At 71.5% G+C, this 21,771-nt stretch carries 19 protein-coding genes and 1 other RNA gene; 4 read left to right on the top strand and 16 right to left on the bottom strand.

Features of this window, described 5'->3' with window-relative positions; genetic code table 11:
- Positions 1–2: 2 nt before the first annotated feature.
- The 5 genes from ACZOOI_RS18820 to ACZOOI_RS18800 form a co-directional block, all read right to left on the bottom strand.
- Positions 3–572 (bottom strand): (2Fe-2S)-binding protein, encoded by a 570-nt coding sequence (locus ACZOOI_RS18820; RefSeq protein ID WP_391589003.1) that lies wholly within the window; start codon positions 570–572, stop codon positions 3–5.
- Positions 569–1,402: an FAD binding domain-containing protein gene (locus ACZOOI_RS18815; protein ID WP_465281235.1), complete on the bottom strand. Its 834-nt coding sequence runs from the start codon at positions 1,400–1,402 to the stop codon at positions 569–571. Before ACZOOI_RS18815 ends, ACZOOI_RS18820 begins: the two co-directional genes overlap by 4 nt.
- An 845-nt stretch (positions 1,403–2,247) precedes the next feature.
- Positions 2,248–2,565 carry a DUF3039 domain-containing protein gene (locus tag ACZOOI_RS18810; protein ID WP_355546342.1) on the bottom strand — a complete coding sequence of 106 codons (318 nt, stop codon included), beginning with the start codon at positions 2,563–2,565 and terminating at the stop codon, positions 2,248–2,250.
- 165 nt (positions 2,566–2,730) lie between these two features.
- Complete coding sequence (locus ACZOOI_RS18805) at positions 2,731–3,288, bottom strand: YqgE/AlgH family protein (RefSeq protein WP_391589004.1); 558 nt, start codon at positions 3,286–3,288, stop codon at positions 2,731–2,733.
- A gap of 4 nt (positions 3,289–3,292) precedes the next feature.
- Entirely contained in the window at positions 3,293–3,667 is a 375-nt protein-coding gene (locus ACZOOI_RS18800; RefSeq protein WP_465276953.1) for a VanZ family protein, read from the bottom strand.
- A gap of 151 nt (positions 3,668–3,818) precedes the next feature.
- Between ACZOOI_RS18800 and murA the strand changes: the two genes are divergently transcribed.
- Positions 3,819–5,162, top strand: coding sequence for a UDP-N-acetylglucosamine 1-carboxyvinyltransferase (gene murA, locus ACZOOI_RS18795; RefSeq protein ID WP_465276952.1), 1,344 nt, complete (start codon positions 3,819–3,821; stop codon positions 5,160–5,162).
- Between the two features lie 157 nt (positions 5,163–5,319).
- Here murA and ACZOOI_RS18790 read toward each other — a convergent pair whose 3' ends face one another.
- From ACZOOI_RS18790 to ftsE, 7 genes are all read right to left on the bottom strand, one after another.
- The gene (locus ACZOOI_RS18790) at positions 5,320–5,601 is read right to left on the bottom strand and encodes an HU family DNA-binding protein (protein WP_355539945.1); all 282 of its coding nucleotides are present in this window, start codon (positions 5,599–5,601) and stop codon (positions 5,320–5,322) included.
- A 234-nt stretch (positions 5,602–5,835) separates the two neighbouring features.
- Entirely contained in the window at positions 5,836–7,242 is a 1,407-nt protein-coding gene (locus tag ACZOOI_RS18785; protein ID WP_391589007.1) for an NAD-dependent malic enzyme, read from the bottom strand.
- Between the two features lie 426 nt (positions 7,243–7,668).
- Positions 7,669–8,038, bottom strand: a transfer-messenger RNA (tmRNA) gene (gene ssrA, locus ACZOOI_RS18780).
- A 161-nt stretch (positions 8,039–8,199) separates the two neighbouring features.
- On the bottom strand, positions 8,200–8,679 hold the full coding sequence (gene smpB, locus ACZOOI_RS18775; RefSeq protein ID WP_026218821.1) for an SsrA-binding protein SmpB: 480 nt from the start codon (positions 8,677–8,679) through the stop codon (positions 8,200–8,202).
- Between the two features lie 114 nt (positions 8,680–8,793).
- A complete protein-coding gene (locus ACZOOI_RS18770; RefSeq protein WP_465276951.1) occupies positions 8,794–10,041 on the bottom strand; it encodes a peptidoglycan DD-metalloendopeptidase family protein in 1,248 nt (415 codons plus the stop codon).
- A gap of 153 nt (positions 10,042–10,194) precedes the next feature.
- Entirely contained in the window at positions 10,195–11,100 is a 906-nt protein-coding gene (ftsX, locus tag ACZOOI_RS18765) for a permease-like cell division protein FtsX (protein ID WP_465276950.1), read from the bottom strand.
- Between the two features lie 56 nt (positions 11,101–11,156).
- On the bottom strand, positions 11,157–11,846 hold the full coding sequence (ftsE, locus tag ACZOOI_RS18760) for a cell division ATP-binding protein FtsE (RefSeq protein WP_020553326.1): 690 nt from the start codon (positions 11,844–11,846) through the stop codon (positions 11,157–11,159).
- 236 nt (positions 11,847–12,082) lie between these two features.
- Between ftsE and ACZOOI_RS18755 the strand changes: the two genes are divergently transcribed.
- Entirely contained in the window at positions 12,083–12,265 is a 183-nt protein-coding gene (locus ACZOOI_RS18755) for a hypothetical protein (protein WP_465276949.1), read from the top strand.
- Between the two features lie 390 nt (positions 12,266–12,655).
- On the opposite strand, the gene ACZOOI_RS18750 is transcribed toward ACZOOI_RS18755, so the two are convergent.
- Positions 12,656–12,847, bottom strand: a complete 192-nt coding sequence (locus ACZOOI_RS18750; RefSeq protein WP_360307270.1) for an LPXTG cell wall anchor domain-containing protein — start codon at positions 12,845–12,847, stop codon at positions 12,656–12,658.
- 100 nt (positions 12,848–12,947) lie between these two features.
- On the opposite strand from ACZOOI_RS18750, the gene ACZOOI_RS18745 reads away from it, so the two are divergent.
- On the top strand, positions 12,948–13,652 hold the full coding sequence (locus tag ACZOOI_RS18745) for a hypothetical protein (RefSeq protein WP_465276948.1): 705 nt from the start codon (positions 12,948–12,950) through the stop codon (positions 13,650–13,652).
- Positions 13,653–13,994: 342 nt separating this feature from the next.
- Here the strand turns inward: ACZOOI_RS18745 and prfB are convergent, their stop codons facing one another.
- The 3 genes from prfB to ACZOOI_RS18730 all read right to left on the bottom strand — a co-directional run bounded on the left by prfB (position 13,995) and on the right by ACZOOI_RS18730 (position 18,844).
- Positions 13,995–15,107, bottom strand: a complete 1,113-nt coding sequence (prfB, locus tag ACZOOI_RS18740) for a peptide chain release factor 2 (RefSeq protein ID WP_391589011.1) — start codon at positions 15,105–15,107, stop codon at positions 13,995–13,997.
- Positions 15,108–15,144: 37 nt separating this feature from the next.
- Complete coding sequence (locus ACZOOI_RS18735) at positions 15,145–17,208, bottom strand: protein kinase domain-containing protein (RefSeq protein WP_465276947.1); 2,064 nt, start codon at positions 17,206–17,208, stop codon at positions 15,145–15,147.
- 148 nt (positions 17,209–17,356) lie between these two features.
- Positions 17,357–18,844 (bottom strand): serine/threonine-protein kinase, encoded by a 1,488-nt coding sequence (locus ACZOOI_RS18730; RefSeq protein ID WP_465276946.1) that lies wholly within the window; start codon positions 18,842–18,844, stop codon positions 17,357–17,359.
- Between the two features lie 289 nt (positions 18,845–19,133).
- On the opposite strand from ACZOOI_RS18730, the gene ACZOOI_RS18725 reads away from it, so the two are divergent.
- Positions 19,134–21,764, top strand: a complete 2,631-nt coding sequence (locus ACZOOI_RS18725; protein ID WP_465276945.1) for an FHA domain-containing protein — start codon at positions 19,134–19,136, stop codon at positions 21,762–21,764.
- Positions 21,765–21,771: the final 7 nt, after the last annotated feature.

Here is a 21,771-nt window from a genome sequence, read left to right as displayed (position 1 = left end):
GATCACTCGGTGCCGCCGGCCGCCGGCGGCGCGATCACGTTGAACATCATCGTCGAGTGGGTCTCGCTCGGTGCGCGTCGGCGCGCCGCGGTGCGCACGGCGTCCACCATCGGATGCGGCCCGGCGCACCGGCAGGGGTGCCCGTCCAGCGCACGCCGGATCTCCACCTCGCCCGGCTCCGACCCACGGGCCAGCAGCGCACACGCGGACGCGACCACTCCGGGCACGCAGTATCCGCACTGGACCGCGCCGGACTCCACCAGCGCACGCTGCACCTCGGCGGTCTCCGGGTCCTTGTCCAGGTCCTCGATGGTGCGCACCTCACGGTCGCCGAGGGTGGCCGCCGCGACCAGGCACGCGGACACCGCGACCCCGTCCAGGTGCACCGTGCAGGTCCCGCACACGCCCTGTCCACAGCCGTCCTTGGCGCCGGGCAGGCCGAGCCGCTCGCGCAGGACGTACAGCAGGTTCTCGCCGATCCAGGCGTTCTCGATCAGCCGCGCCTCGCCGTTGACGCGCAGGATGTACGACGTCGTGGGGACCGCGTCGAAGTCGAACCCGGGGCCGCTCATCCGCCGAACGCCCGTTGTACCGCGCGCCGCGCGCACACCGCGACCACGTGCCGCAGGTGCGCCCGGGCGGCCCGCTGTTCCGCGTCGGGCCGGACCTCGTCCGCGACCAGCCGGCCGAAGTCGGCCGCGTCGCGCGGGTCCGCGAGCCGACCCGTGTGCGGGTCCATCCGTCCCGCCAGCCACTGTTCGGCCTCGAACGCGCGTACCGGACCGGGATGCGCCCCGCCGACCGCGCAGCGCACGTCGCCGACCACGGGGCCGGCCACCAGCGCCAGGGTCAGGTGCCGCCCGCCGCCCACCGGTGCCTTGACGAACTCCTGCACGCCGCGCAGCAGCGGCACCCGTACTCCGGTGATCAACTCCCCCGGGCGCAAAAGCTGTTCGGCGATCGCACCCGCCTTGGGCGCGAGCAGGTGCGGGGCGACCTCGCGCACTCCGCCCGGCGAACGGCACGACACGGTGGCCTCCAGGGCCGCGAGTACGGGCAGCGAGTCGGCGGCTCGGCCGCTCGCGAGGATGTTGCCGCCGAGGGTGCCCATCGCGCGCACCTGCGCGGTGCCCACCTCGTTGGCGGCGGCGGCCAACGCGGGGACGAGCGAGGCCAGGTCGGCATCCGCGAGCCGGGCCCAGGTGAGTCCGGCGCCGAGCATGACGAAGTCGCCCTCGTAACCCCACCGCCGCAGGTCGGCGACCTTCGCCAGGCCCACCAGGGCCGGCGGTCGCACCGTTCCGGCGTTGACGCGGGGCATGAGGTCGGTCCCTCCGGCCACCGGCAGTGCCCGGGGATCGCGCGCGAGGGCATCCACGGCCTCGTCGAGCGACAGCGGCATCAAGATCGTCGCGTCCACAGCGCCGCCCACCCTATTGCCACGCACCCTCCAACGGGCCGTCCCCACCGAGATTTGAACCAACCCGAAACCACACCACCCCCGCACCAGACCAGTCCCCCACAGACCCACCCCGAAGCCGCAAACCCCAACCCTCCACCAAAACAAAACAACCGAACCGAGCGGCGTACGCGCCGGCCGACGAACGGCCGGTCGGGCGGAGCGGACGAGCGAGCGGGCAGGCGGGCAGGCGGACTTGCGGGCAGGCGAGCGAGCGGGGGCTCCCGGGCAAGCGGCCGAGCCGGTGGGCCGGCGGAACAGGCGAGGGCAGGCGGCGCGGACTGACGAGCGAACGGACCTGCGGACCGGCGGCCGGACCGGCAGGCCGGCGGGTCGGCGTCCGGGCCGGCCGGTCGGCGGGCGGACGCGGGCGAGCCAGCCGAACAGACAGGCGGGTCGGCGGACGAGCAAACAAGCGGGCGAGCCGGCGGCCAGGCGAGCGGGCGCGCGGACTGGCGAGAAGCGAGTAGGCGGGCGAGCCGGAGGGCCGGCAGGCGAGCGCGGTCGGGGCCGGCAAGCGAGCCGGCGGGCAAGCGGACGGGCCGACAGGCAGGCGGGCGGGCCGACAGGCAGGCGGGCGGGCAGGTGGGCGACCGATGGGCGGACCGGCCGACGGGCGACCAAGCCGGCGGGCGGCAGGCCTTCGGGCCGCCGCCGGGCCGGTCGGTCGGCGGCGCCATCCGGTCGGCGTGTGGCCCGCCAACAACTCGACCCGCGCACACCCCGCCCATGCAAGAGGCGTCGGCCGTTCCGGCCGACGCCTCAGCGACCTGCGTGTACCTCGGCGACTACTGCTTGCCGCCGCTCTTGCCACCGCTCTTGTCCTTGTCGCCACCGGCCCCGCCGGCCGGCATCGTCTCGTAGATCTCCTTGCACATCGGGCACACCGGGTACTTCTTCGGGTCGCGACCCGGCACCCAGACCTTGCCGCAAAGGGCGATGACCGGGCTCCCGGACATCGCGCTTTCCATGATCTTGTCGCGCTGGACGTAGTGCGCGAAGCGCTCGTGGTCACCGTCGCCGTGGGAGAGCTTCGGCGTCTCCTCGATCAGCGTGCCGGTGCCCGTCCCGTGCTCCGGCTCCGGGAAGCTCTGGGGAGTGGTCATACCCACCAGGATAGCCAGACGCCGGCGGCACCCAACGGCGCGTTGGATCACGCGCGCGTCCCGCCCCGCCCCGGCCGGCGCACACCCGGGTCGCGGCCTCGATCGCAGCCCCGATCGCAGCCCGACCGCAACCCGATCGCAGCCCCGATCCGCCCCGGCCCGACGTCAGTTCAGCGTCGGATCCTCCGGGTACGTGGCGACCATGGCCAACTCGCCCACCTGCCGCCGCAGTACCGCCCGCCAGAGCCGGTCCGGCGTGGGCGTGAACGCGTCGCCGGGCTCGGAGTCGACCACGTACCACGCGCCGGACTTGAGTTCGGTCTCCAACTGCCCGGGCCCCCAACCCGCATAGCCGGCGAAGACCCGCATCGAGCCGAAGTCGGCGGCGACCAGTTCCGGCGGTACGTCCAGGTCGACCAGCCCCAGGCCGCCGTGCACGCGACGCCAGCCCAGCGGCTCGGCGCCGCCCGGCACCGACGCGATGGCCAGCGCCGAGTCCATCGCGACCGGGCCGCCCTGGAAGACCACGGGCGGCTCGCTGACGATCTTGGACCACGGCACGAGCACGTCGTTGACGTCCACCGGACTGGGCCGGTTGATCACCACGCCGAGGGTGCCGTCCTCGTCGTGCTCCAGTAGGAAGACCACACACCGGTCGAAGTTGGGATCGGCCAGCGCGGGCGTGGCCACGAGCAGGCGTCCGGTGAGCGTTACCTCGGTCATGGGGTCATGATCCCGCAACCGCCGCGTCGTGGTGCGCCACCCCGCGAGGAAGTCGGCCGGCGAACACGAGCGCGCCGGTGCTACCGAGCAGGTCCGCGGCCACGTCCCACGGGTCCCCGCTGCGGTGCGGCAGCAGGAAGTGCTGGATCAGTTCACTCTCCACGGCGTGTGCCGCAAGTGCCGCGCCCAGCACGAGCGGACCGATTCCGACACGCCGACCGGTCCAGGCAATGGCCGCGAAGGAGAGAAAATGCACGATCTTGTCACGATGCGGAACAAACGGCGTCGGGTCCCCCGGACTGCCCGGATTGAACAGGAGGACCAGATTCACCAGCACCGCTCCCGCGAATGCCCAGTACGCGAGCTTGTTCCCGGCCATCCCACCCCTTCGGTCACGGGCCGAACGACCCTTTTTTCCGGGCCCTTCGGCTCCACGAGTCGGCACGGGAGCAAGGCGGATCCGACTACCGTGTAGCGCTGTCGGCCCATCTCCCCTGTCGGCTTCGGTACCCACAGAAGTGCGAGGATTCATGCAAGACGACGTGCTCTTGGTTCACGGCGGTTCCCCGCTTGAGGGCGAGGTTCGCGTCAAGGGCGCCAAGAACCTGGTGCCGAAGGCGATGGTGGCCGCGCTCCTGGGCGAGGCGCCGAGCCGACTGCGCAACGTCCCGGAGATCAGCGACGTGCGCATCGTCAAGGGCCTGCTGCAACTGCACGGCGTGGCGGTCCGCGACGGCGAGGAGCCCGGCGAGCTGCTGATGGACCCGACCCAGGTCGAACAGGCCAACGTCGCGGACATCGACGCGCACGCGGGTTCGAGCCGGATCCCGATCCTGCTCTGCGGACCGTTGCTGCACCGACTGGGCCGCGCGTTCATCCCGGACCTGGGCGGCTGCATGATCGGCGACCGACCGATCGACTTCCACCTCAGCGTGCTGCGCGAGTTCGGCGCGGTGATCACCAAGCGTCCCGAGGGGCTCTACATCGAGGCGCCCAACGGCCTCAAGGGCACCAAGGTCAGCCTGCCGTTCCCGAGCGTGGGCGCCACCGAGCAGGTGCTGCTCGCCGCGGTGCGCGCGGAGGGCACCACCGAGCTGTCCAACGCGGCGGTGGAGCCGGAGATCATAGACCTCATCTGCGTGCTCCAGAAGATGGGCGCGATCATCTCGGTGACCACCGACCGGGTGATCCGGATCACCGGCGTGTCCAAGCTCGGCGGCTACGACCACCGCGCCCTCCCGGACCGCCTTGAGGCCGCCTCCTGGGCCTGCGCGGCGCTCGCCACGCACGGTGACATCTACGTCCGCGGCGCCCGCCAGCTGGACATGATGACCTTCCTGAACGTCTTCCGTCAGGTCGGCGGCGCGTTCTCGATCGACGACGAGGGCATTCGCTTCTGGCACCCGGGCGGCCCGCTGAACGCCATCGCGCTGGAGACCGACGTGCACCCCGGTTTCCAGACCGACTGGCAGCAGCCGCTGGTGGTCGCGCTGACCCAGGCCACCGGGCTGTCCATCGTGCACGAGACGGTCTACGAGCGGCGGCTCGGCTTCACGTCCGCGCTCAACCAGATGGGTGCCACGATCCAGCTGTACAGCGAGTGCCTGGGCGGCACGCCGTGCCGCTTCGGCCAGCGCAACTTCCAGCACTCCGCGGTCATCTCCGGGCCGGCCAAGCTGCACGCGACCGACCTGGACATCCCGGACCTGCGTGCGGGCTTCTCGTACCTGATCGCCGCGCTCGCCGCGGAGGGCACCTCGCGGGTCACCGGCATCGACCTGATCGAGCGCGGCTACGAGGACTTCCAGGCCAAGCTGGAGGCGCTCGGCGCTCGTGTGGAGCTGCCGATGCGGGTCACCGAGAGCGTCGCCTAGCGATTTCCACCCGGCCGCTCGGGCCCCGATGCCCCTTCCCGGGGCCACAGGGGCCCGAGGAGGGCCGGAAACGGTCCCGGTGGACCCGACAACGCCGGAAGGGCGGCTTCCCCGAGGGGAAGCCGCCCTTCCGGTTCTCCACCGGGGCGCTACGGACTTACTTGCCCGAGGCCGCGGCCTTGAGCTTCGAGCCCGCCGAAACCTTGACGCCGAAGCCGGCCGGGATGTCGATCGGGTCACCGGTCTGCGGGTTCCGCGCGGTGCGGGCGGCACGGTGGGTGCGCTCGAAGGTGAGGAAGCCCGGGATCGAGACCTTCTCGTCACCCTTGGCGACGATCTCGCCGACGACGTCGGCGAGCGCGCTCAGTACGGCATCCGCGTCCTTGCGGGTCACGTCGGCGCGCTCCGCGAGGGCGGCCACCAGCTCACTGCGGTTCATGTGTCACTCCCGTGTCTTGCTGACCTCCGCCGACGACCACGAACGTGGTCGCAAACGTGGTTCAGTCCAACTCGCTGTTCTTGCCCCGGGGACGAATCCTGCACTCATCCATGCCCGGAAGCTAATCAAGGACACGCGAAATCACTGGGAAAGCCCCGTGATTTCGCGGTTCCGGCAGATTACGGGGCCGTTCGGGGGCCCCTGCAACCGGGATCCGTACGGACAGTACGACGATCATCCCGCAGGGTTCTGACGCTCCGCCAACACCGCGTCCCGCACCGCCGCGGCCACCACGGCGGACACCTCCGGGTGGAAAACACTCGGAATGATGTAATTCGGGTTCACTTCGTCGTCGGAGACCACCGACGCCAGTGCCCGCGCGGCGGCGAGCAGCATGTCGTTGGTGATGTGCCGGCTCTGCGCGTCCACCAGGCCTCGGAAGACACCGGGGAAGACGAGCACGTTGTTGATCTGGTTCGGGAAGTCGCTGCGGCCGGTGGCGACCACCGCGGCGTGCTCCAGGGCCGCCGCCGGGTCCACCTCGGGATCCGGGTTGGCCAGCGCGAACACGATCGAGTCCGGGGCCATCGCGGCGATGTCGGAGCCGGCGAGTACGTTCGGCGCCGACACGCCGATGAACACGTCCGCACCGACCACGGCCTCCTTGAGGGTGCCGGTGAGGGCCTGCTCGTTGGTGTGCTCGGCGACCCAGCGCAGGTCCTCGCCGAGGTCCGTACGACCCGTGTGCACCACGCCGTGCACGTCCGCGACCACCACGTGGCCTGCGCCCGCGGACAGGAGCAGTTTGAGGATCGCCGTGCCCGCCGCACCCGCGCCGGACATGACAATGCGCACATTCTCGATCTTCTTGCCGACCACCCGCAGCGCGTTGGTGAGCGCCGCCAGCACCACGATCGCGGTGCCGTGCTGGTCGTCGTGGAAGACCGGGATGTCCAGCGTCTCGCGCAGCCGGCGCTCGATCTCGAAGCAGCGCGGTGCGGAGATGTCCTCCAGGTTGATCCCGGCGAAGCCCGGCGCCATCACCTGCACGGCCCGGACGATCTCGTCCGGGTCCTGGGTGTCCAGGCAGATCGGCCAGGCGTCGATCCCCGCGAACCGCTTGAACAGGGCCGCCTTGCCCTCCATCACCGGCAGCGCGGCCTTGGGGCCGATGTTGCCCAGGCCCAGCACCGCGGAGCCGTCGGTGACCACCGCGACGGTGTTGCGCTTGATGGTCAGCCGGCGCGCGTCGTCCGGGTTCTCCGCGATGGCCAGACACACTCGCGCCACGCCCGGGGTGTAGATCATCGAGAGGTCGTCACGATTGCGGATCGGATGCTTGGACTGCATCTCGATCTTGCCGCCGAGGTGCATCAGGAAGGTCCGGTCCGAGACCTTGCCGAGGGTGACCCCCTCGATCTCCCGGATCGCCGCGACGAGCCGGTCGGCGTGATCGGTCGAGGTCGCGGCGATCGTGACGTCGATCCGCAGGCGCTCGTGGCCGGACGCCGTGACGTCGAGCGCGGTGATCGACCCCCCGGCGGATTCGACCGTGTTGGTGAGTCGACTGACCGACGGTCCCCCTGCGGGGACCTCCAGTCGAGCCGTGATCGAGTACGAGGCGCTGGGCGCTGCGGGCATGAACTCTTTCTCCTCCGATCGCTGCGACGCCCGTTTCCCACGGCGTCGCATCGCCCTCGATGGTCTCACTTCGTGGACACGGGCGGTTCCGGGGGCCGCGGCGCGGCCCGTCCTACCCGTCGCGAGCGGCCTCGCAAACTGTGATCCTCGTCCTTCGCCGATCATTCCGACGCCGGCGAGTGGTCGGTTACGCTGTTCAACGACACCGGCTCGATCCAAGCCCCCGGGCCCAACCATTAGTCCCTACGAGGGACCACTTGCCGAGAGGCGAGCATTGGCGGGTCGGTGTCCTCGACATCACGAACCGGCGTCCCTCAGGGGCCGCCGGTTCGTCGTTTTCCGGGCACGGGTCGCACCCGTGCCCCCGCCCGAACGGGCACGCGAGAAGGCCCGGTGTGCAAGCACACCGGGCCTTCTCGTCAACAGGGGTGGAGGTGGCGGGAATTGAACCCGCGTCCTACGGTGCGGAACCAGAGCTTCTCCGAGCGCAGTCCACAACGATTTTCTCGGCCCCGGTGTTCACGTGGACAAGACACCGACGGGCCCAGTTACTGTTTTTTGTCCCGCATGACCCCGTAACCGGGTCGTACGGTGGAGTCCCCTAGATTATGCCAGGATCCGGGGCGGGGACGCACCCGGTCTGACACCTTCGGATACTCGCTTAGGCAGCGAGGGCGAAGGAATCGCGCTTGGTATCGGCGATTATTTGTTTGCGACAGGTGGTTAACGAGATCATTGTCGCTTCCTCGGCTCGCTTCCTCTGCTTCGACAGCCGCAGTCGAAACCGATCACCCCCTATTGAATTTTCAAGCAACCACCGAGGCTCCGAGGAACCCGGGTGTCCTGCTCGACGGCCCGACCCGCCACACTTGCTCGGCCCGAACCACGCACATCGTACGGTCCAACGTCGGACCGGTCCACTTCATTCCCGATGGGTCACCGCCGATTCCCGGTGGGTCACTGCCGGCGGCCGCGCACGTACTTCGACATCACGCGGTCCGTCTCGCGCTTGTCCTGCTGTTCGCGCAGGGTCTGTCGTTTGTCGTAGTTCTTCTTGCCCTTGGCCAGCGCCAGTTCGAGTTTGGCCCGACCGTCCTTGAAGTACAGGCTGAGCGGCACCAGGGTGTGACCCGTTTCCTGGGTCGCCTGGACCAGCTTGTCGATCTCGTGCCGGTGCAGCAGCAGCTTGCGCTTGCGCCGCGCCGCGTGATTCGTCCACGTGCCCTGCGAGTACTCCGAGATGTGCACGTTGTGCAGCCACACCTCGCCGCCGTCGATGCTCGCGTAGCCGTCCACCAGGGACGCCTTGCCGGCCCGCAACGACTTGACCTCGGTGCCGGTCAGGACGAGGCCGACTTCGAGGGTGTCCTCGATGAGGTAGTCGTGCCGCGCCTTCTTGTTCTGCGCGATGAGCTTGCGCCCGGTCTCTTTCGCCATGATCCCTGCATTCTCGCGCATGGCCGCAAGCTCATTACCCGTCCGGGTGGGTGGTCTTTCCGCCCCGGTCGTCCCCGCCGCCGTCCCGGTCTCACCACCGCCGCATTCCCGGCCTCACAACCACAGCGCCGGATCGACGAAGTCACCGTCCACGAGCACCTCGAAATGCAGGTGTGCGCCGGTGGACCAGCCCGTGTTGCCCGATCGGCCGACCTGCTCGCCGCGGGAGAGTCGCTGCCCCTCGCGCACGGTGATCCGGGACAGGTGGTTGTAGGTCGTGGTCAGCGCGACCCCGCCGACGCGCCCGTGCGAGAGCACCACGCGGTAGCCGTACGCCGCGTTGTAGCCGGTCTGCACGACCGTGCCCGCGCGGGCGGCGCCCACCGAGGTGCCCTCGGGGACCGCGAAGTCGGTGCCGGTGTGCAGCTTCGTGTATTCCAAAATCGGGTGGTAGCGCATCCCGAAGCCCGAGCTGACCGGCCCGCGCACCGGGTACGACAGCGCGCCGCCCTGCTTCGAGGACGCCGCCGGGCGGCCGGCCGTCCGGGCCGGCGCATTGCGCCGGTTCACCAGCTCGGTCAGCCGCTTCTGCTCGATCCGGGTCGCCTCGTAGCGCTGCTGGTCGGCCGCCTTCTCCTCGCGCGCCGTGGTCAGCGCGGCCTCGCGCTGCGCCGCCAGCGCGGTCACCTTCGCCGCCGCGTCGGCCGCGGTCTTCTCCAGCGCGACCTGCTCGGCCAGATGCCGCCCGGCCTCCGCGTGCCGGATTCGGGCCTCCTCGCGGCGCCGCTCCAGTTCGGCCCGCCGCACGTCGATCGCGTCGCGGGTGCGCTCCAGCCGGGCGATCGTCTCGTGGTCGGCCTGGAGCATCTGCCGGTAGCCCTGGAGGCTGCTCAGCAGCTCGGCCGGGGTCTGCGCGCGCAGGATCATCGACAACTGGGCCATCCCGCCGTTGCGGTACGCCCGACCCACCAGCCGCGTGACGTCGTCGCGCACCGCCTGGGTCGACGCGGCCACGTCGTGCAGCTCGGCCTCCGCGGTGCGCACCGCGGCCTCGGCCAGGTCCACGCCGTGCCCGAGCTCGGCGGTCCGGGCCTGCGCCTGGGCCACCCGCACGCGCGCCGCGTCCAAGGCGGCCTGCGCACCCGGCTGGGCCGCCACGGCCTCGGCGTACGCGGTCTCCGCGCGGGCGAGTCGGGCCGGCGACGTGTCCAGATCCGCCCGCATGTCCTTGGCCGCGACGTCGGCGCGCTGCTTGCGGGCGGGCGCGTCGCCGTCGGCGTGCGCGGGCACGAAACCCACCGCGGCGGCCGTGATCACCACGAGCGCCGACAATCCGAGTCGCCTGGTCCGAATTCTGCGCATGATCACAAGAAACGCGTAATCGGCGCGAATTGCCACGACCCACACCGGTATGGAAGTAATACGAACCCATCCGGCCGCGTGCAAACGTTCGAAGGCCCTGTCCCGTCGCACGGAACAGGGCCTTCGAAGCGGATCCGGGCCGGATCCCGGGGGTCAGACCTTGAGGTACTTGAGCAGCGTGAAGAACGACGCGATCGCGGACATCAGCACGCCGAAGACGACCAGGAGCGGCAGGGTCGCCAGAACCGGACCCCACCCGATCAACTCGAACGCGTTGAACTGCTGGCCGAGCCCCTTCTTGACGCCGAAGAAGAACCCGGTGCTCAACAGACCGGAGGCCAGCGCACCGCCCAGCAGCCCGGCGATGGCGGATTCCATGATGAACGGCAATTGGATGTAGAGATTCGACGCGCCGACGAGCCGCATGATGCCGGTTTCCCGCCTACGGCTGAACGCGGACACCCGGGCCGTGTTGACGATCAGCAGGATCGCCACCAGAAGCATGAAGCCCATCACGCCGATGGCGGCCCACTGTGCGTTGTTCAGCAGCTTGAAGAACGGCTCCAGGATCTTGCGCTGGTCCTGTACCGACTGCACACCCGGTCTGCCCGCGAAGGCGCTCGCCACCACCGTGTACTTGGTCGGGTCCTTGAGCTTGACCCGGAAGGATTCCGGCAGCTGGTCGGCGGTCACGCTGCCGGAGAGCGGGGATTCCTTGTTCTGTTCCTTGAAGTGCTGGAAGGCTTCCTGCTTGGTCTCGTAGTAGGTCTTCTCCACGAGCGGCATCCGGCTGAGCTCGGCCTTGATCGCCTCGCGCTGCTCGTTGGACACCTCGCCGCCCGCACATCCGGCGTCCTTGTCGCTCTTGCCGCACAGGAAGATCGAGACCTCGACCCGGTCGTACCAGAAGTCCTTCATTTCGTTCACCTGAACGCGCAGCAGCAGACCCGCTCCGGCCAGCGTGAGGGACAGCGCGACGCTGACGATCACCGCGATCGTCATGGTCAGGTTCCGGCGGAGACCGACTCCGATCTCCGAGAGGACGAACTGGGCGCGCATGATGTCCTAGTCGCTAGGGGCGCGGCCGGACTGCCGCGCCGTGGTGGTCCGGTGGATCAGTGCTGGTAGCCGTACACGCCGCGAGACTGGTCGCGGACCAGCCGGCCCTGCTCCAGCTCGATGACGCGCTTGCGCATCTGGTCCACGATCGCCTGGTCGTGCGTGGCCATCAGAATCGTGGTGCCCGTCCGATTGATCCGGTCGAGCAGCTTCATGATGCCGACGCTGTTCTGCGGGTCGAGGTTGCCGGTGGGCTCGTCGGCGATGAGGATCATCGGCCGGTTCACGAAGGCACGGGCGATCGCCACGCGCTGCTGTTCACCACCGGACAGCTCGCCGGGCATGCGGTCTTCCTTGCCGCCCAGCCCCACCAGGTCCAGAACCTCCGGTACCACCTTGCGGATCGTGCCTCGGGGCTTGCCGATCACCTCGAGGGCGAACGCGACGTTCTGGTAGACCGTCTTGTTGGGGAGCAGTCGGAAGTCCTGGAAGACGGTGCCCACCTGGCGGCGCAGAGCCGGCACCTTCCAGTTGGACAACCGGCCGAGGTCCTTGCCGGCCACGAAGATGTTGCCGAGCGACGGCCGCTCCTCTTTGAGGACGAGCCGCAGGAAGGTGGACTTACCCGAGCCCGAGGACCCGACGAGGAAGACGAACTCACCCTTCTCCACTTCGAGGGAGACGTCGTGCAACGCGGGGCGCGGCTGCTTCGGGTAGGTCTTGCTGACGTTGTCGAATCGGATCACGGTTGCATCACGGTGCGCCAGTGTAGGGGGCAGGGCATACGGCTGGGGGCACAGAGGTGGCCAAGGGACCACACTGCCCGGAGCCGGGCGCCCAGGCTCGAACAGAGTGGTCGTCGGGCATGGCCATGCCGTGAGTGTAAGCGGCACAGTGGTAGGCGACGGGAACTTCCCATCGCGTCGTGAGCGTTATGCGTATCGATGCGTGATAGCGGAGCAATCGAGGCGGAGGAGTCGCGATGACCTTGGACCGCCTGGTGTGCGCGAACTGCGCCGGCCTGGTTGCGGAGGGTCGCTGCCCGACGTGCCGGGCCAGCCGCGAACGGCTCCAGCGCTCCGGTGGACTCAACCCCGCGATGCTCGCGGCGATCGCACTGCTGGTCCTGGTATGTGCGCTGCTGGTGGCCCGCGTGGGCGGCTGAGCCTGCCGCGGCCGAGCCGCCGGGCCTGATCGGGCACGGCGCGGGTGATCGACCCGCCCGCGGCCCCTTGCGAACGACACGAAGGCCGTAGACGACACGAAGGCCCTGGGTGCCCCCAGGGCCTTCGCGCTGTACAGCGGCGTTCCGCAGCTTCCGGAACCCGGATCGGGCCTTGTCGGCAGCTGTCCGACACGGACCGACCCGAGCGGGCGCCCCGTTCTCGATGCCGGGCCAGGGCCCGGCCTCGTACCGCGGTGCCGCCCACCGTCCGTGATCCCGAGCCGACCGTTTCACAGACGCACTCGCGATGACGCGGTGCGCCCGGCTCGGAACGCCGGGACGGCGGATTCAGTGCCCCGGAACCGCCGCGCCGGGGCACAAGTCTTCGGCTCAGGCCGCGGAGGCCTGCTGACGGCGCTTGAGTCGCGCCGGCAGGACGGTGAAGGTGAAGCCACCGGCCGCCATCGCGGCACCGCCGACGATCAGGAACGCCATGTTGGCGCCGGAACCGGTCGAGGCCAGTTCCTTGTTGGCGGGCTGCTGCGCCGCCGGAGCGGTGTCGCCGCCACCGAAGTCGCGCACGGGGGCGTTCTGCTGGTCGCCGTTGCCGCTGGTGGTGCGGGTGTTCCCGTCGCCGCCGCAGTTCAGGTCGAGCCCGCCCGAGGCGTGCGTGGCGTCACACGTGTTGCCACCGCCGGTGCTGCCGCCGCCCGAAGAGCCCTTCGAGGTGCTGCCGCCGCCGGAGGAACCGCCCTTGGTGGTGCTGCCACCGCTCGTGGTGCCGCCACCGGAGGTGGTCGCACCGGAGCTGCCCGAGGTGCTGTTGCCGGTGGTCGAACCCGACGTGGTGTTACCAGTGGTCGAACCCGACGTCGTGTTGCCGGTGGTCGAACCCGACGTCGTGTTGCCGGTCGTCGAACCCGACGTCGTGTTGCCGGTCGTCGAACCCGACGTCGTGTTGCCGGTGGTCGAACCCGACGTCGTGTTGCCGGTCGTCGAACCGGAGGTGGTGTTGCCGGTGGTCGCGCCCGACGTGGTGTTGCCCGTGGTCGCGCCCGACGTCGTGTTGCCCGTGGTCGAACTCGACGTGGTGTTGCCTGTCGTCGCGCCCGACGTCGTGTTGCCCGTGGTCGAACCCGACGTCGTGTTACCGGTGGTCGCACCGACGACGGTGCCGCCCGTGGTGGCACCCACGACGGTGCCGCCGGCGGTGGTACCGCTGGTCGAACCCGCGGTCTCACCGCCCGGGCACGTGTGCGTCTGCTCGCACCCGTCGCCGTCCGTCGCGCTCGCGACGCCCGCGACCGCGAAGGACGCGCCCGCCGCGAACAGCGCGGCGGCGGCTATCCGAGCCGTCCGGACGCGCATTTTGGTTGTCATCAATTAACCCCCAGTTGGATGAGATCCCCGTGTCCGCGCCGGCGCGGGTGGGGTCCCAAACGCCGTTGGGCATCACCTCGGCGCGCGTCCGTGCCATCTGTCGATGCGCCTCGGACTCCGATCGGATGCGTCGCGGTAATGCCGCCGTTCAGACTGGTAACCGGGCGGATGCCGCGTCAAGGGCGTTCGGAGAGGGTTGCGGGGGTAATTCCGATTCGCCGAGAAAATCGGCACGAAAGCGCAACGCGGCATACCACGAAGGCCCCCGCGAATACGCGGAGGCCCTCGTGGTCACGAATCGGGTTATTGCGCCCCGTCTTTGTCGAGGCGGGCGCCGCCCGCCGATGCACTACGCGGCGGCGGTCTGCTGCTGCTTGCGCCAGCGGATACCGGCCTCGATGAAACCGTCGATTTCGCCGTCGAGCACCGACTGCGGGTTGCCCACCTCGAATTCGGTGCGCAGGTCCTTGACCATCTGGTACGGGTGCAGGACGTACGAACGCATCTGGTTGCCCCAGGACGAGCCCTCGCCCTTGAGCGCGTTCATCCGGGCCTGCTCCTCCTGGCGCTGACGCTCCAGCAGCTTGGCGGAAAGGACCGCCATCGCGGACGCGCGGTTCTGGATCTGCGAGCGCTCGTTCTGGCAGGACACCACGATGCCGGTCGGGATGTGCGTGATGCGCACGGCCGAGTCGGTGGTGTTGACGCCCTGGCCGCCGGGACCGGACGAACGGTAGACGTCCACCCGCAGCTCGGACTCGTCGATGTCGACGCGGTCGCTCTGCTCCACGACCGGCAGCACCTCGACGCCCGCGAACGAGGTCTGTCGACGGCCCTGGTTGTCGAACGGCGAGATCCGCACCAGGCGGTGCGTGCCCTGCTCGACGGACAGGGTGCCGTACGCGTACGGCACCTTGACCGCGAAGGTGGCCGACTTGATGCCGGCCTCCTCGGCGTAGGACGTGTCGTAGACCTCGGTCGGGTAGCCGTGCCGCTCGGCCCAGCGGGTGTACATCCGCAGGAGCATCTCGGCGAAGTCGGCGGCGTCCACGCCACCGGCCTCGGAGCGGATGGTCACCAGCGCCTCGCGCGAGTCGTACTCGCCGGAGAGCAGCGTGCGCACCTCGAGTTCGCCGACCGCCTTGTGCACCGAGGTGAGTTCGTTCTCGGCCTCGGTGCGGGTGTCCGCGTCGTCCTCGGCCTCGGCCAGCTCGAACAGGACGTTGATGTCGTCGAGGCGCCGGCGCAGCTCTTCGACCCGGCGCAGCTCGCCCTGGAGGAACGAGAGACGACTCGTCACCTTCTGGGCGGCTTCCGGGTCGTCCCACAGGTCCGGCGCAGCCGCCTTTTCGTTGAGCGCGGCCACATCGGCCCGCATCTTGTCGAGGTCGAGGACGGCCTCGATCGACGTCATGGTCGACTCGACGGACTTGAGCTCTTCGGAAGGATCAACGGCAGCCACGCGACCATCCTAAGTGGACGGCGGGCCGGACTCGGACTCAGCCCGCGTCGGGGCTCGACGAGGCGGCCTGGAGCCGGCCGTTGTCGGCCCGGATGTACACGTCCACCCGATCGGGTCCGACGGCCACCGCGGCGGGGGCGTCGGCGGTGGCGGTGTTCGGGTCGACCGGCCGCCAGCCGCCGTCGCCGGGCACCGCGCCGAGCAGTCGGCCGTTGCCGTCGCGGGCCAGTACGACCAGGCCCCGGCCCTGGCTGTAGGCGGCGGCCGGGCGGGCGGAGGCGGCCAGGCCGACCCGCTCGGGCTCGCGCCAACCGCCCTCGACGAAGGGGATGTGCAGCACCGCGTGGTCGCCGGCGCGCACCACGAACGCGTCCAGCGTGCCGGGGGCGCCGGCGGTGAGCGCGGGCGCGGCCTCGATCCGGCCGGCGCTGGGCACGGTGGTGAAACCGCTCCAGCCGGCCCCGGTGAGCGATCCGGCGGCCAGGCCGTCGGTGCCGGTGCGGGCGACGATGTCGATGCGATCACCGGTGGCGACCGCTGCGGGCGCGCCGCCGAGCTTGGTCTTGGCGTCCGTCCTGGTCCATTCGCCGAAGCGGCCGTCGGCCAGCGTCGTGCGGTAGAGCAGCTTGTCGGTCGATCCGACCGCGAACACGTCCACCCGGCCGGGCGCGGCGCTGACCACGGCGGGATCGTCGGCGGTGCGGAAGGCGGGCAGTCGGCGCCACTCGCCCCAGCGGGGCCCGTCGCTGCCGAGGTACCACAGCGCGCCCTCGCCGTCGCGTTGCACCACGTAGCTGTGCTCGGCGTCGGCACGGGTCACCGCCGGGCCGCCCTGGAGCAGCACCGGCGCGGCGGGCAGCGGCGCGAACGCGGCCCACGTGTAGCCGCCCGCGGCGCGCCCCGTGCCCGGCCCCGCGGAGTCGGCGGGCGCGGGCGGGATCGGCCGCGGGGCGCCGGAGGTCTGTCCGGCGGGTCGGGTCGGGGTGCCCTCGTCCCGGGTGAACCAGACCGCGCCCGCACCGACCGCCGCGATGGCGAGCACACCGCAGATCACCGGGATCAGCCGCCGACGCGCACCGCCCTGGCGTCGGGCCGGTTTACTGCGCCGGTGCGACTGCACCGGCGCCGCTCCGTCGAACACCGGGCGGGTCAGGTTGGTGTGCGTGTCCCGGCTGCCGTCGGCGGCCTCCGAGGTGCCCGAGACCAGGGGGACCACGCCGGCCGGGCGGGGCACGGGGGTGTCCTGGCGGCCGACGTTCCCGTTGGGGTCGGGCACGTCGAACGCGGGCAGGCCGATCAGCGCGGGCAGCGCGGAGCGCAGCCGTTCGCCGAACTCGCGGGCGGTCAGCCGGGCGGCGGGTGCCTTGGACAGACAGGACGCGAGCACCGCGGCGAGCGGGTCGGGCAGCCCGGGAATGCCCGGCACCGGTTCGGTCACGTGCCGGCGCAGCACCGCGCCGGGGTGTCCGCCGCCGAACGGGGTCCATCCGGTGAGCAGTTCGTACAGCACGGTGGCCAGCGCGTACACGTCCACGGCGGCGGTCGGCTGCAGGCCCTCGATGATCTCGGGGGCCAGGTAGTCGGGCGTACCGATGATCCGGGTGGCCCGGGTCCGGCGCGGCGCGTCGACCAGACGGGCGATGCCGAAGTCGGTGAGTCGGGCCCGGGAGACCCCGCCCGAGTTGTCGATCAGGATGTTCTCGGGTTTGACGTCGCGGTGGATCACGCCCTCGGCGTGCGCGGCGGACAGGCCGTCCGCGACGTCGGCCACGATCGCGGCGGCCAACCGGGGCGTGAGCACGCGTTCGCGCTCCAGCCGGGCGCGCAGGTCGGGACCGATCACCAGGTCCATCACCAGCGCGAGGTCGGTGCCGTCGACGACCAGGTCGTGCACGCCCACGATGTTGGGGTGGTCCAGGCTGGTCAGCGCGGTGCGCTCCTGGACGAAGCGGGCGACCAACACCTGGTCGGACGCCAGGTCTTCGCGCAGCAGCTTGATCGCGACGGGTCCCTCGGGGCCCTCGCCCTGCCAGACGGTCCCGCTGGCGCCGCGCCCGAGCACCTTCAGGGCGACGTATCGGCTACCGATCTTGCGTGCCAAAGCAGCTCCGTGGACCCAGCGAGCGTGGTGCTCACAGCGGACTTCCCCGACCGCACCCTACGCGGCCGGCTCCCGGAAACGGGGACCGTCGGGTAGGACGGCGTGTACGAGGTCGTCCTCGACACGGGCGATGGGGGATGACTATGCGTCAATTCTTCTTGTCGCCGCCGCTGTCGCCGCCGGTGACGAAGTCCTTGACGGTGTCGTACCAGCCTCGAACGGTATCGAACCCGTCGATAGCGGAGTTCACCCAGTCGCGCAGCGGGCTGAACCAGTAGACGGCGAACAGGATCGCGGCCATGATCACCAGCCGCAGCAGGCAGCCGATGGTGCAGCCCACGCCCGGGATGCTGGTGAGCCGGAAGCCGCGCCGCCGGCGTGGCTCGCGTTCGCGGGGCTCGCGCTCCCTGGGTTCGCGTGGTTCGCGGACGACGCGTTCGCGGCGCCGCGGCTCGCGCTCGGGTGCCTCCTCGCGGCGGTAGCGCGGCGGCGGTGGCGGAGGTCCGGGGTCGGCGGGCGGCGGTGTGGCGGCCGGCCGGGCATGCTGCTGCACCGGCTCGGCGTAGGCCGGCTGCGGCGGGTAGTGCTGCGGCGGTTGCGGGTAGCCGGGCGGCTGGGTGCTCATCACCCGGGTCGCATGGGGTGGGCTCGGCGACACGGGCGGCGGTGTGGTCGGCGGCGTCGGATAGCCGACCTGCGTCTGCGGAAGAGCGCGGGTGGGGTCGGCGGCGGCCTGCGCGCCGAACGCGCTCGCGGCCAGCACCTGCGCGAGCGAACCGTCGTCGGGCCGGGCGCCGGCGACGATGTCGGCGGCCAGCCGCAGGGCCCGGCCCAGGCCCGCCGCGTCCGGGCGGCTCTCCGGCCGCTTGGCCAGGCAGCGCTCGGTGATCAGCCAGTAGGCGTCGGGCATGCCGGCCGGGCGGGTGGGCACCTCGGTCAGGTGGTGGTGCAGCAGCGCGATCGGGTTGGTGTCCCGGAACGGCGGGTGCCCGGCCACCAGTTCGTAGAGCACCACGCCCGCGGCGTAGATGTCCACGGCCGGGGTCAGCGGACGGCCCTCGGCGGTCTCGGGCGCCACGTAGCTGGGTGTGCCGACGAGTTCGTGGGTGCGGGTGAGCGCGGGCGAGTCGGCCAGGCGGGCGATGCCGAAGTCGGTCAACATCGGGTAGAGCGAGTCGCCGTTGCGGGCGAGCATGATGTTGGCGGGCTTCAGGTCCCGGTGGATCACCCCGTCCGCGTGCGTCACGCGGAGCGCGTCGCAGATCTGAGCCATCGTCAAGGCGGCCGCGGCCGGCGGCAGCGGGCCGTTCTCGCGGAGGTAGGTGCGCAGGTCGGGCCCGTCGATCAGGTCCATCACCAGGGCGAGCGTCTCGCCCTCGACGACCAGGTCGCGCACGTGCACGAGGTTGGGGTGGCGCAGATTCATCAGCAGCGAGCGTTCGCGCAGGAAGCGGGTGACCACGTCCGGGTCGGTGCTCAACTCCTCGCGCAACACCTTGACCGCGACGATCTCGCCGGAATCGCGCACGCTCGCGCGCCAGACGGTGCCACTGGCTCCACGCCCCAGGGTTTCCTGAAGCAGATATTTGCTGCCGACCGGCCGGTCCACGACGCTCCCCACTGTCCTGTCCGCCACCTGGGCGGTGGTGCCGGGTTGCCTTCCACCCTAGGCGCTACACGGCCGAGGACGCATCGACCCCAGGTACGGTTCGGTTCCTGCCTCCGACGTCGTCGGACCGATACTCGGCGATACGGGCGGCCGGGCCTGTCCGGGGTGTCCGCATCACGTTCGGGCGATTCGCCGGCGACTCGGTCGCTTACGGTCGAAATTCGGACAAGATCCGTCGTCTGTCCGGCCGTAGGCGACATGACGGTCGCGGGTGCGAGGATGCCTCTTGTTTTCTGCTCGGAGGAGGGAGGCGCGCATGCAGATCCGGCTCACCGTGCACGGCCCGCAGCGGACCGGACCGGGCGCCGACGTGCTCGTCACCGCGCCGTCCGGGACGACGTTCGCGGGAATCGCGGGCGCGCTGCGGACCGCCTCCGGGACCGACGGCCAACGCTTTTGGGTGGGCGACATCCGGCTGCGCGACGACACCCCCGTGGGTCGGCCGCCGCTGGTGGACGGCGCGCTGATCACCGTCGACGCGCTCGGCTCGCCCTCCCCCTCGGCCGGCTCCCCGCAGTTGCGCGTGGTCGGCGGCCCGGACGCGGGCGGCGTGCACCTGCTGCACCAGGGCGGGGTACGGATCGGCCGCGCGCCCGAGGCCGAGGTGCGACTGGGCGACCCCGACCTGTCCCGGCTGCACGCCGAATTGTGGATAGAGCCCGGCCGGATCCGGATCGCCGACCTCGGCTCGACCAACGGCACCACCGTCGACGGGATGCCGATCGGCCGCGAACCGGTCGACCTGCCGCCGGGCTCGCTGCTGCGGGTCGGCGAATCCACCCTGCAGACCTTCCTGCCCCTGCCGTACGGCTCCCCCGAGGACTCCTCCGGCGCCTGCGCCCGGGCCGACGGCAGCGGACACATCGAGGTGCGCCGCACCGCCCGCGCCCAACTGCCGGTGCCCGCCCGGGCCCGCTTCGAACTGCCCGAGGAGAGCGCGGGCCGGCGCCGCCCGTTCGCGCTGCGTCGCCGGACCGCCGGGACCGAGCGCGAGACGATCGAGGCGGCGGCCCGCTCGGCGCTGCTGGACGAGGTCCGCTGGCGCCGCGACCAGTCGCCGGACCCGGCGACGCTGTTGCTGGACGCGCTGGCCACCGGCGAGCCCGGCCCGGCGGGTCGGTTGTGGGAACGTGGGGCCGGCCACCCGGAGGCGCTCGCCGTGCGCCTGGGGGTGGGCGACCTGCCCTCGCGGGTGACCCTGGTGGAGCCCTCGACCGTCGCGGGCACCGATGGCGAGGAACGCAGGCTGACCGCGTTCTCGGTCCCGGTCACCGTCTCGCTCAAGGACACCGTGCTCGGCCTGGCCGGCCACCGGCCCCGACTGCTGGGCCTGGCCCGCTCGGTGGTGGCCCAGATCGCCGGACTGCACGGACCGCAGGACGTGGAGCTGGTGGTGCTGTGCGCGGACCCCGGCACCGCCGCCGACTGGTCCTGGGCCCGCTGGCTGCCGCATCTGCGGCCCGGCGAAGGCCAGGACTGCCGGCTCCTGGTCGGCCTGGGACCGGATCAGGTGCAGGCGCGGGCGGGCGAGTTGCTCGATCGCATCGACACCGCCGAGCGGGTCCCGGTCCGGCGCACGGTGGTGGTCCTGGACGGCGCGGGCCGGCTGGCCGCCCGCCCGGAGATCGTCCGGCTCCTGGTCGAGGGGCCGGCGGCCGGCGTACACGCGCTGTGCCTGGACGAGCGGGCCGAGGAGTTGCCCGTGCAGTGCTCGGCGGTCGCGCACGTCACCGGCGAGGTGGGCACCCGGATCGATGTGATCGGGCCGGGCACCCGACGGGTGGAGGACGTGGTCGCGGACGCGGTGTCGTCCGCGTGGGCGGACCGCTTCGCCCGTGCCCTGGCGCCGTTGCGCGAGGCCACCCGGCGGGTCACCTCGCCGCTGCCGGAGTCGGTCCGGCTGCTCGACCTGCTCAACCTGGACCTGCTCACCCCCGCCAAGCTGCTCGCCGGCTGGCGCGAGGCGGGCCGCTCGCCGCGCGCGGTGCTCGGCTCGGATGCCCGCGGCGCGGTCACCGTGGACCTGTCCACCGACGGGCCGCACGTGGTGATCGGCGGGGCCGCGGGCTCCGGCCGCTCCGAGTTGCTGGCGTCCGTGTTGTGCTCGCTCGCGGTGGCCAATCGGCCGGACGAACTCGCCATCGCGCTGGTCCGGGGGCCCCAGGGGCTCTCCGAACTGCCCCACGTGGTGGGCTGTCTCGCCGACGCGGAGATCCCGGCCACCGGCGATGCGATCGCGGCCGTGCGAGACGAACTGGACCGCCGCGAGGGGCTGCTGCGGGGCGCTTCGTTCGAGACGTACCGACCGGGTCCGGATCGGCCGCTGCCCCGGCTCGTGGTGGCGGTGGACGACATAGACCTGCTGGCCGAGGCGTACCCCGGCTTCGTCAAGGGCCTCGCCGACGTGGCCCATCGCGGCGGCGCGCACGGCGTGCACCTGCTGGTGACCACCGGCCGGCCCGCCCGGACGCCGGAGATCGAGGCCGCCGCGGGCGCCGAACTGCGGATCGCCCTGCGGGTGGACGACCCGCAGGCCTCGCGGGTGCTGATCGACGTCGAGGACGCGGCGGGGGTGGACGAGGACTATCCCGGCCGCGGCTTCGTGCGCGGGCGGGACGGCGCCGTCGTCCCGTTCCAGGGCGGACGGGTGACCGGCCGGATGCCGCGCACGGCCACCCTGCGCCCCACCGTGGTGCGCCAGGAGTGGCAGGAGATGGGCAACCGCCTGGCCCGCCGCCCCACGCCCGTGGGCGGCGGCAAGGGCCCCACCGACCTGGCTCTGCTCACCGGCGCGGTCCGCCGGGCGGCCGAACAGCTCGGCACCCCGCTCCAGGCCCCGCTGTGGCCCGCAGCCCCGCTGGAACACCTGGCCCGCAAGGCCCGATGACCCCACC

This window comes from Embleya sp. L77 (assembly GCF_055557415.1).
Note: the sequence above shows the minus strand (reverse complement) of the source record. Positions and strands in the feature narration are given on the sequence as shown.

Coding starts and splice junctions, on each gene's coding strand:
- ACZOOI_RS18810 (WP_355546342.1), bottom strand. CDS start 2,565: ATGACCACTCCCCAGAGCTTCCCGGAGCCGGAGCACGGGACGGGCACC.
- ACZOOI_RS18755 (WP_465276949.1), top strand. CDS start 12,083: ATGACCTTGGACCGCCTGGTGTGCGCGAACTGCGCCGGCCTGGTTGCG.
- smpB (WP_026218821.1), bottom strand. CDS start 8,679: ATGGCGAAAGAGACCGGGCGCAAGCTCATCGCGCAGAACAAGAAGGCG.
- ACZOOI_RS18785 (WP_391589007.1), bottom strand. CDS start 7,242: ATGCCCGCAGCGCCCAGCGCCTCGTACTCGATCACGGCTCGACTGGAG.
- ACZOOI_RS18725 (WP_465276945.1), top strand. CDS start 19,134: ATGCAGATCCGGCTCACCGTGCACGGCCCGCAGCGGACCGGACCGGGC.
- ACZOOI_RS18815 (WP_465281235.1), bottom strand. CDS start 1,402: ATGCCGCTGTCGCTCGACGAGGCCGTGGATGCCCTCGCGCGCGATCCC.
- ACZOOI_RS18800 (WP_465276953.1), bottom strand. CDS start 3,667: ATGGCCGGGAACAAGCTCGCGTACTGGGCATTCGCGGGAGCGGTGCTG.
- ACZOOI_RS18790 (WP_355539945.1), bottom strand. CDS start 5,601: ATGAACCGCAGTGAGCTGGTGGCCGCCCTCGCGGAGCGCGCCGACGTG.
- ACZOOI_RS18770 (WP_465276951.1), bottom strand. CDS start 10,041: ATGCGCAGAATTCGGACCAGGCGACTCGGATTGTCGGCGCTCGTGGTG.
- ftsX (WP_465276950.1), bottom strand. CDS start 11,100: ATGCGCGCCCAGTTCGTCCTCTCGGAGATCGGAGTCGGTCTCCGCCGG.
- murA (WP_465276952.1), top strand. CDS start 3,819: ATGCAAGACGACGTGCTCTTGGTTCACGGCGGTTCCCCGCTTGAGGGC.
- ACZOOI_RS18820 (WP_391589003.1), bottom strand. CDS start 572: ATGAGCGGCCCCGGGTTCGACTTCGACGCGGTCCCCACGACGTCGTAC.
- ACZOOI_RS18805 (WP_391589004.1), bottom strand. CDS start 3,288: ATGACCGAGGTAACGCTCACCGGACGCCTGCTCGTGGCCACGCCCGCG.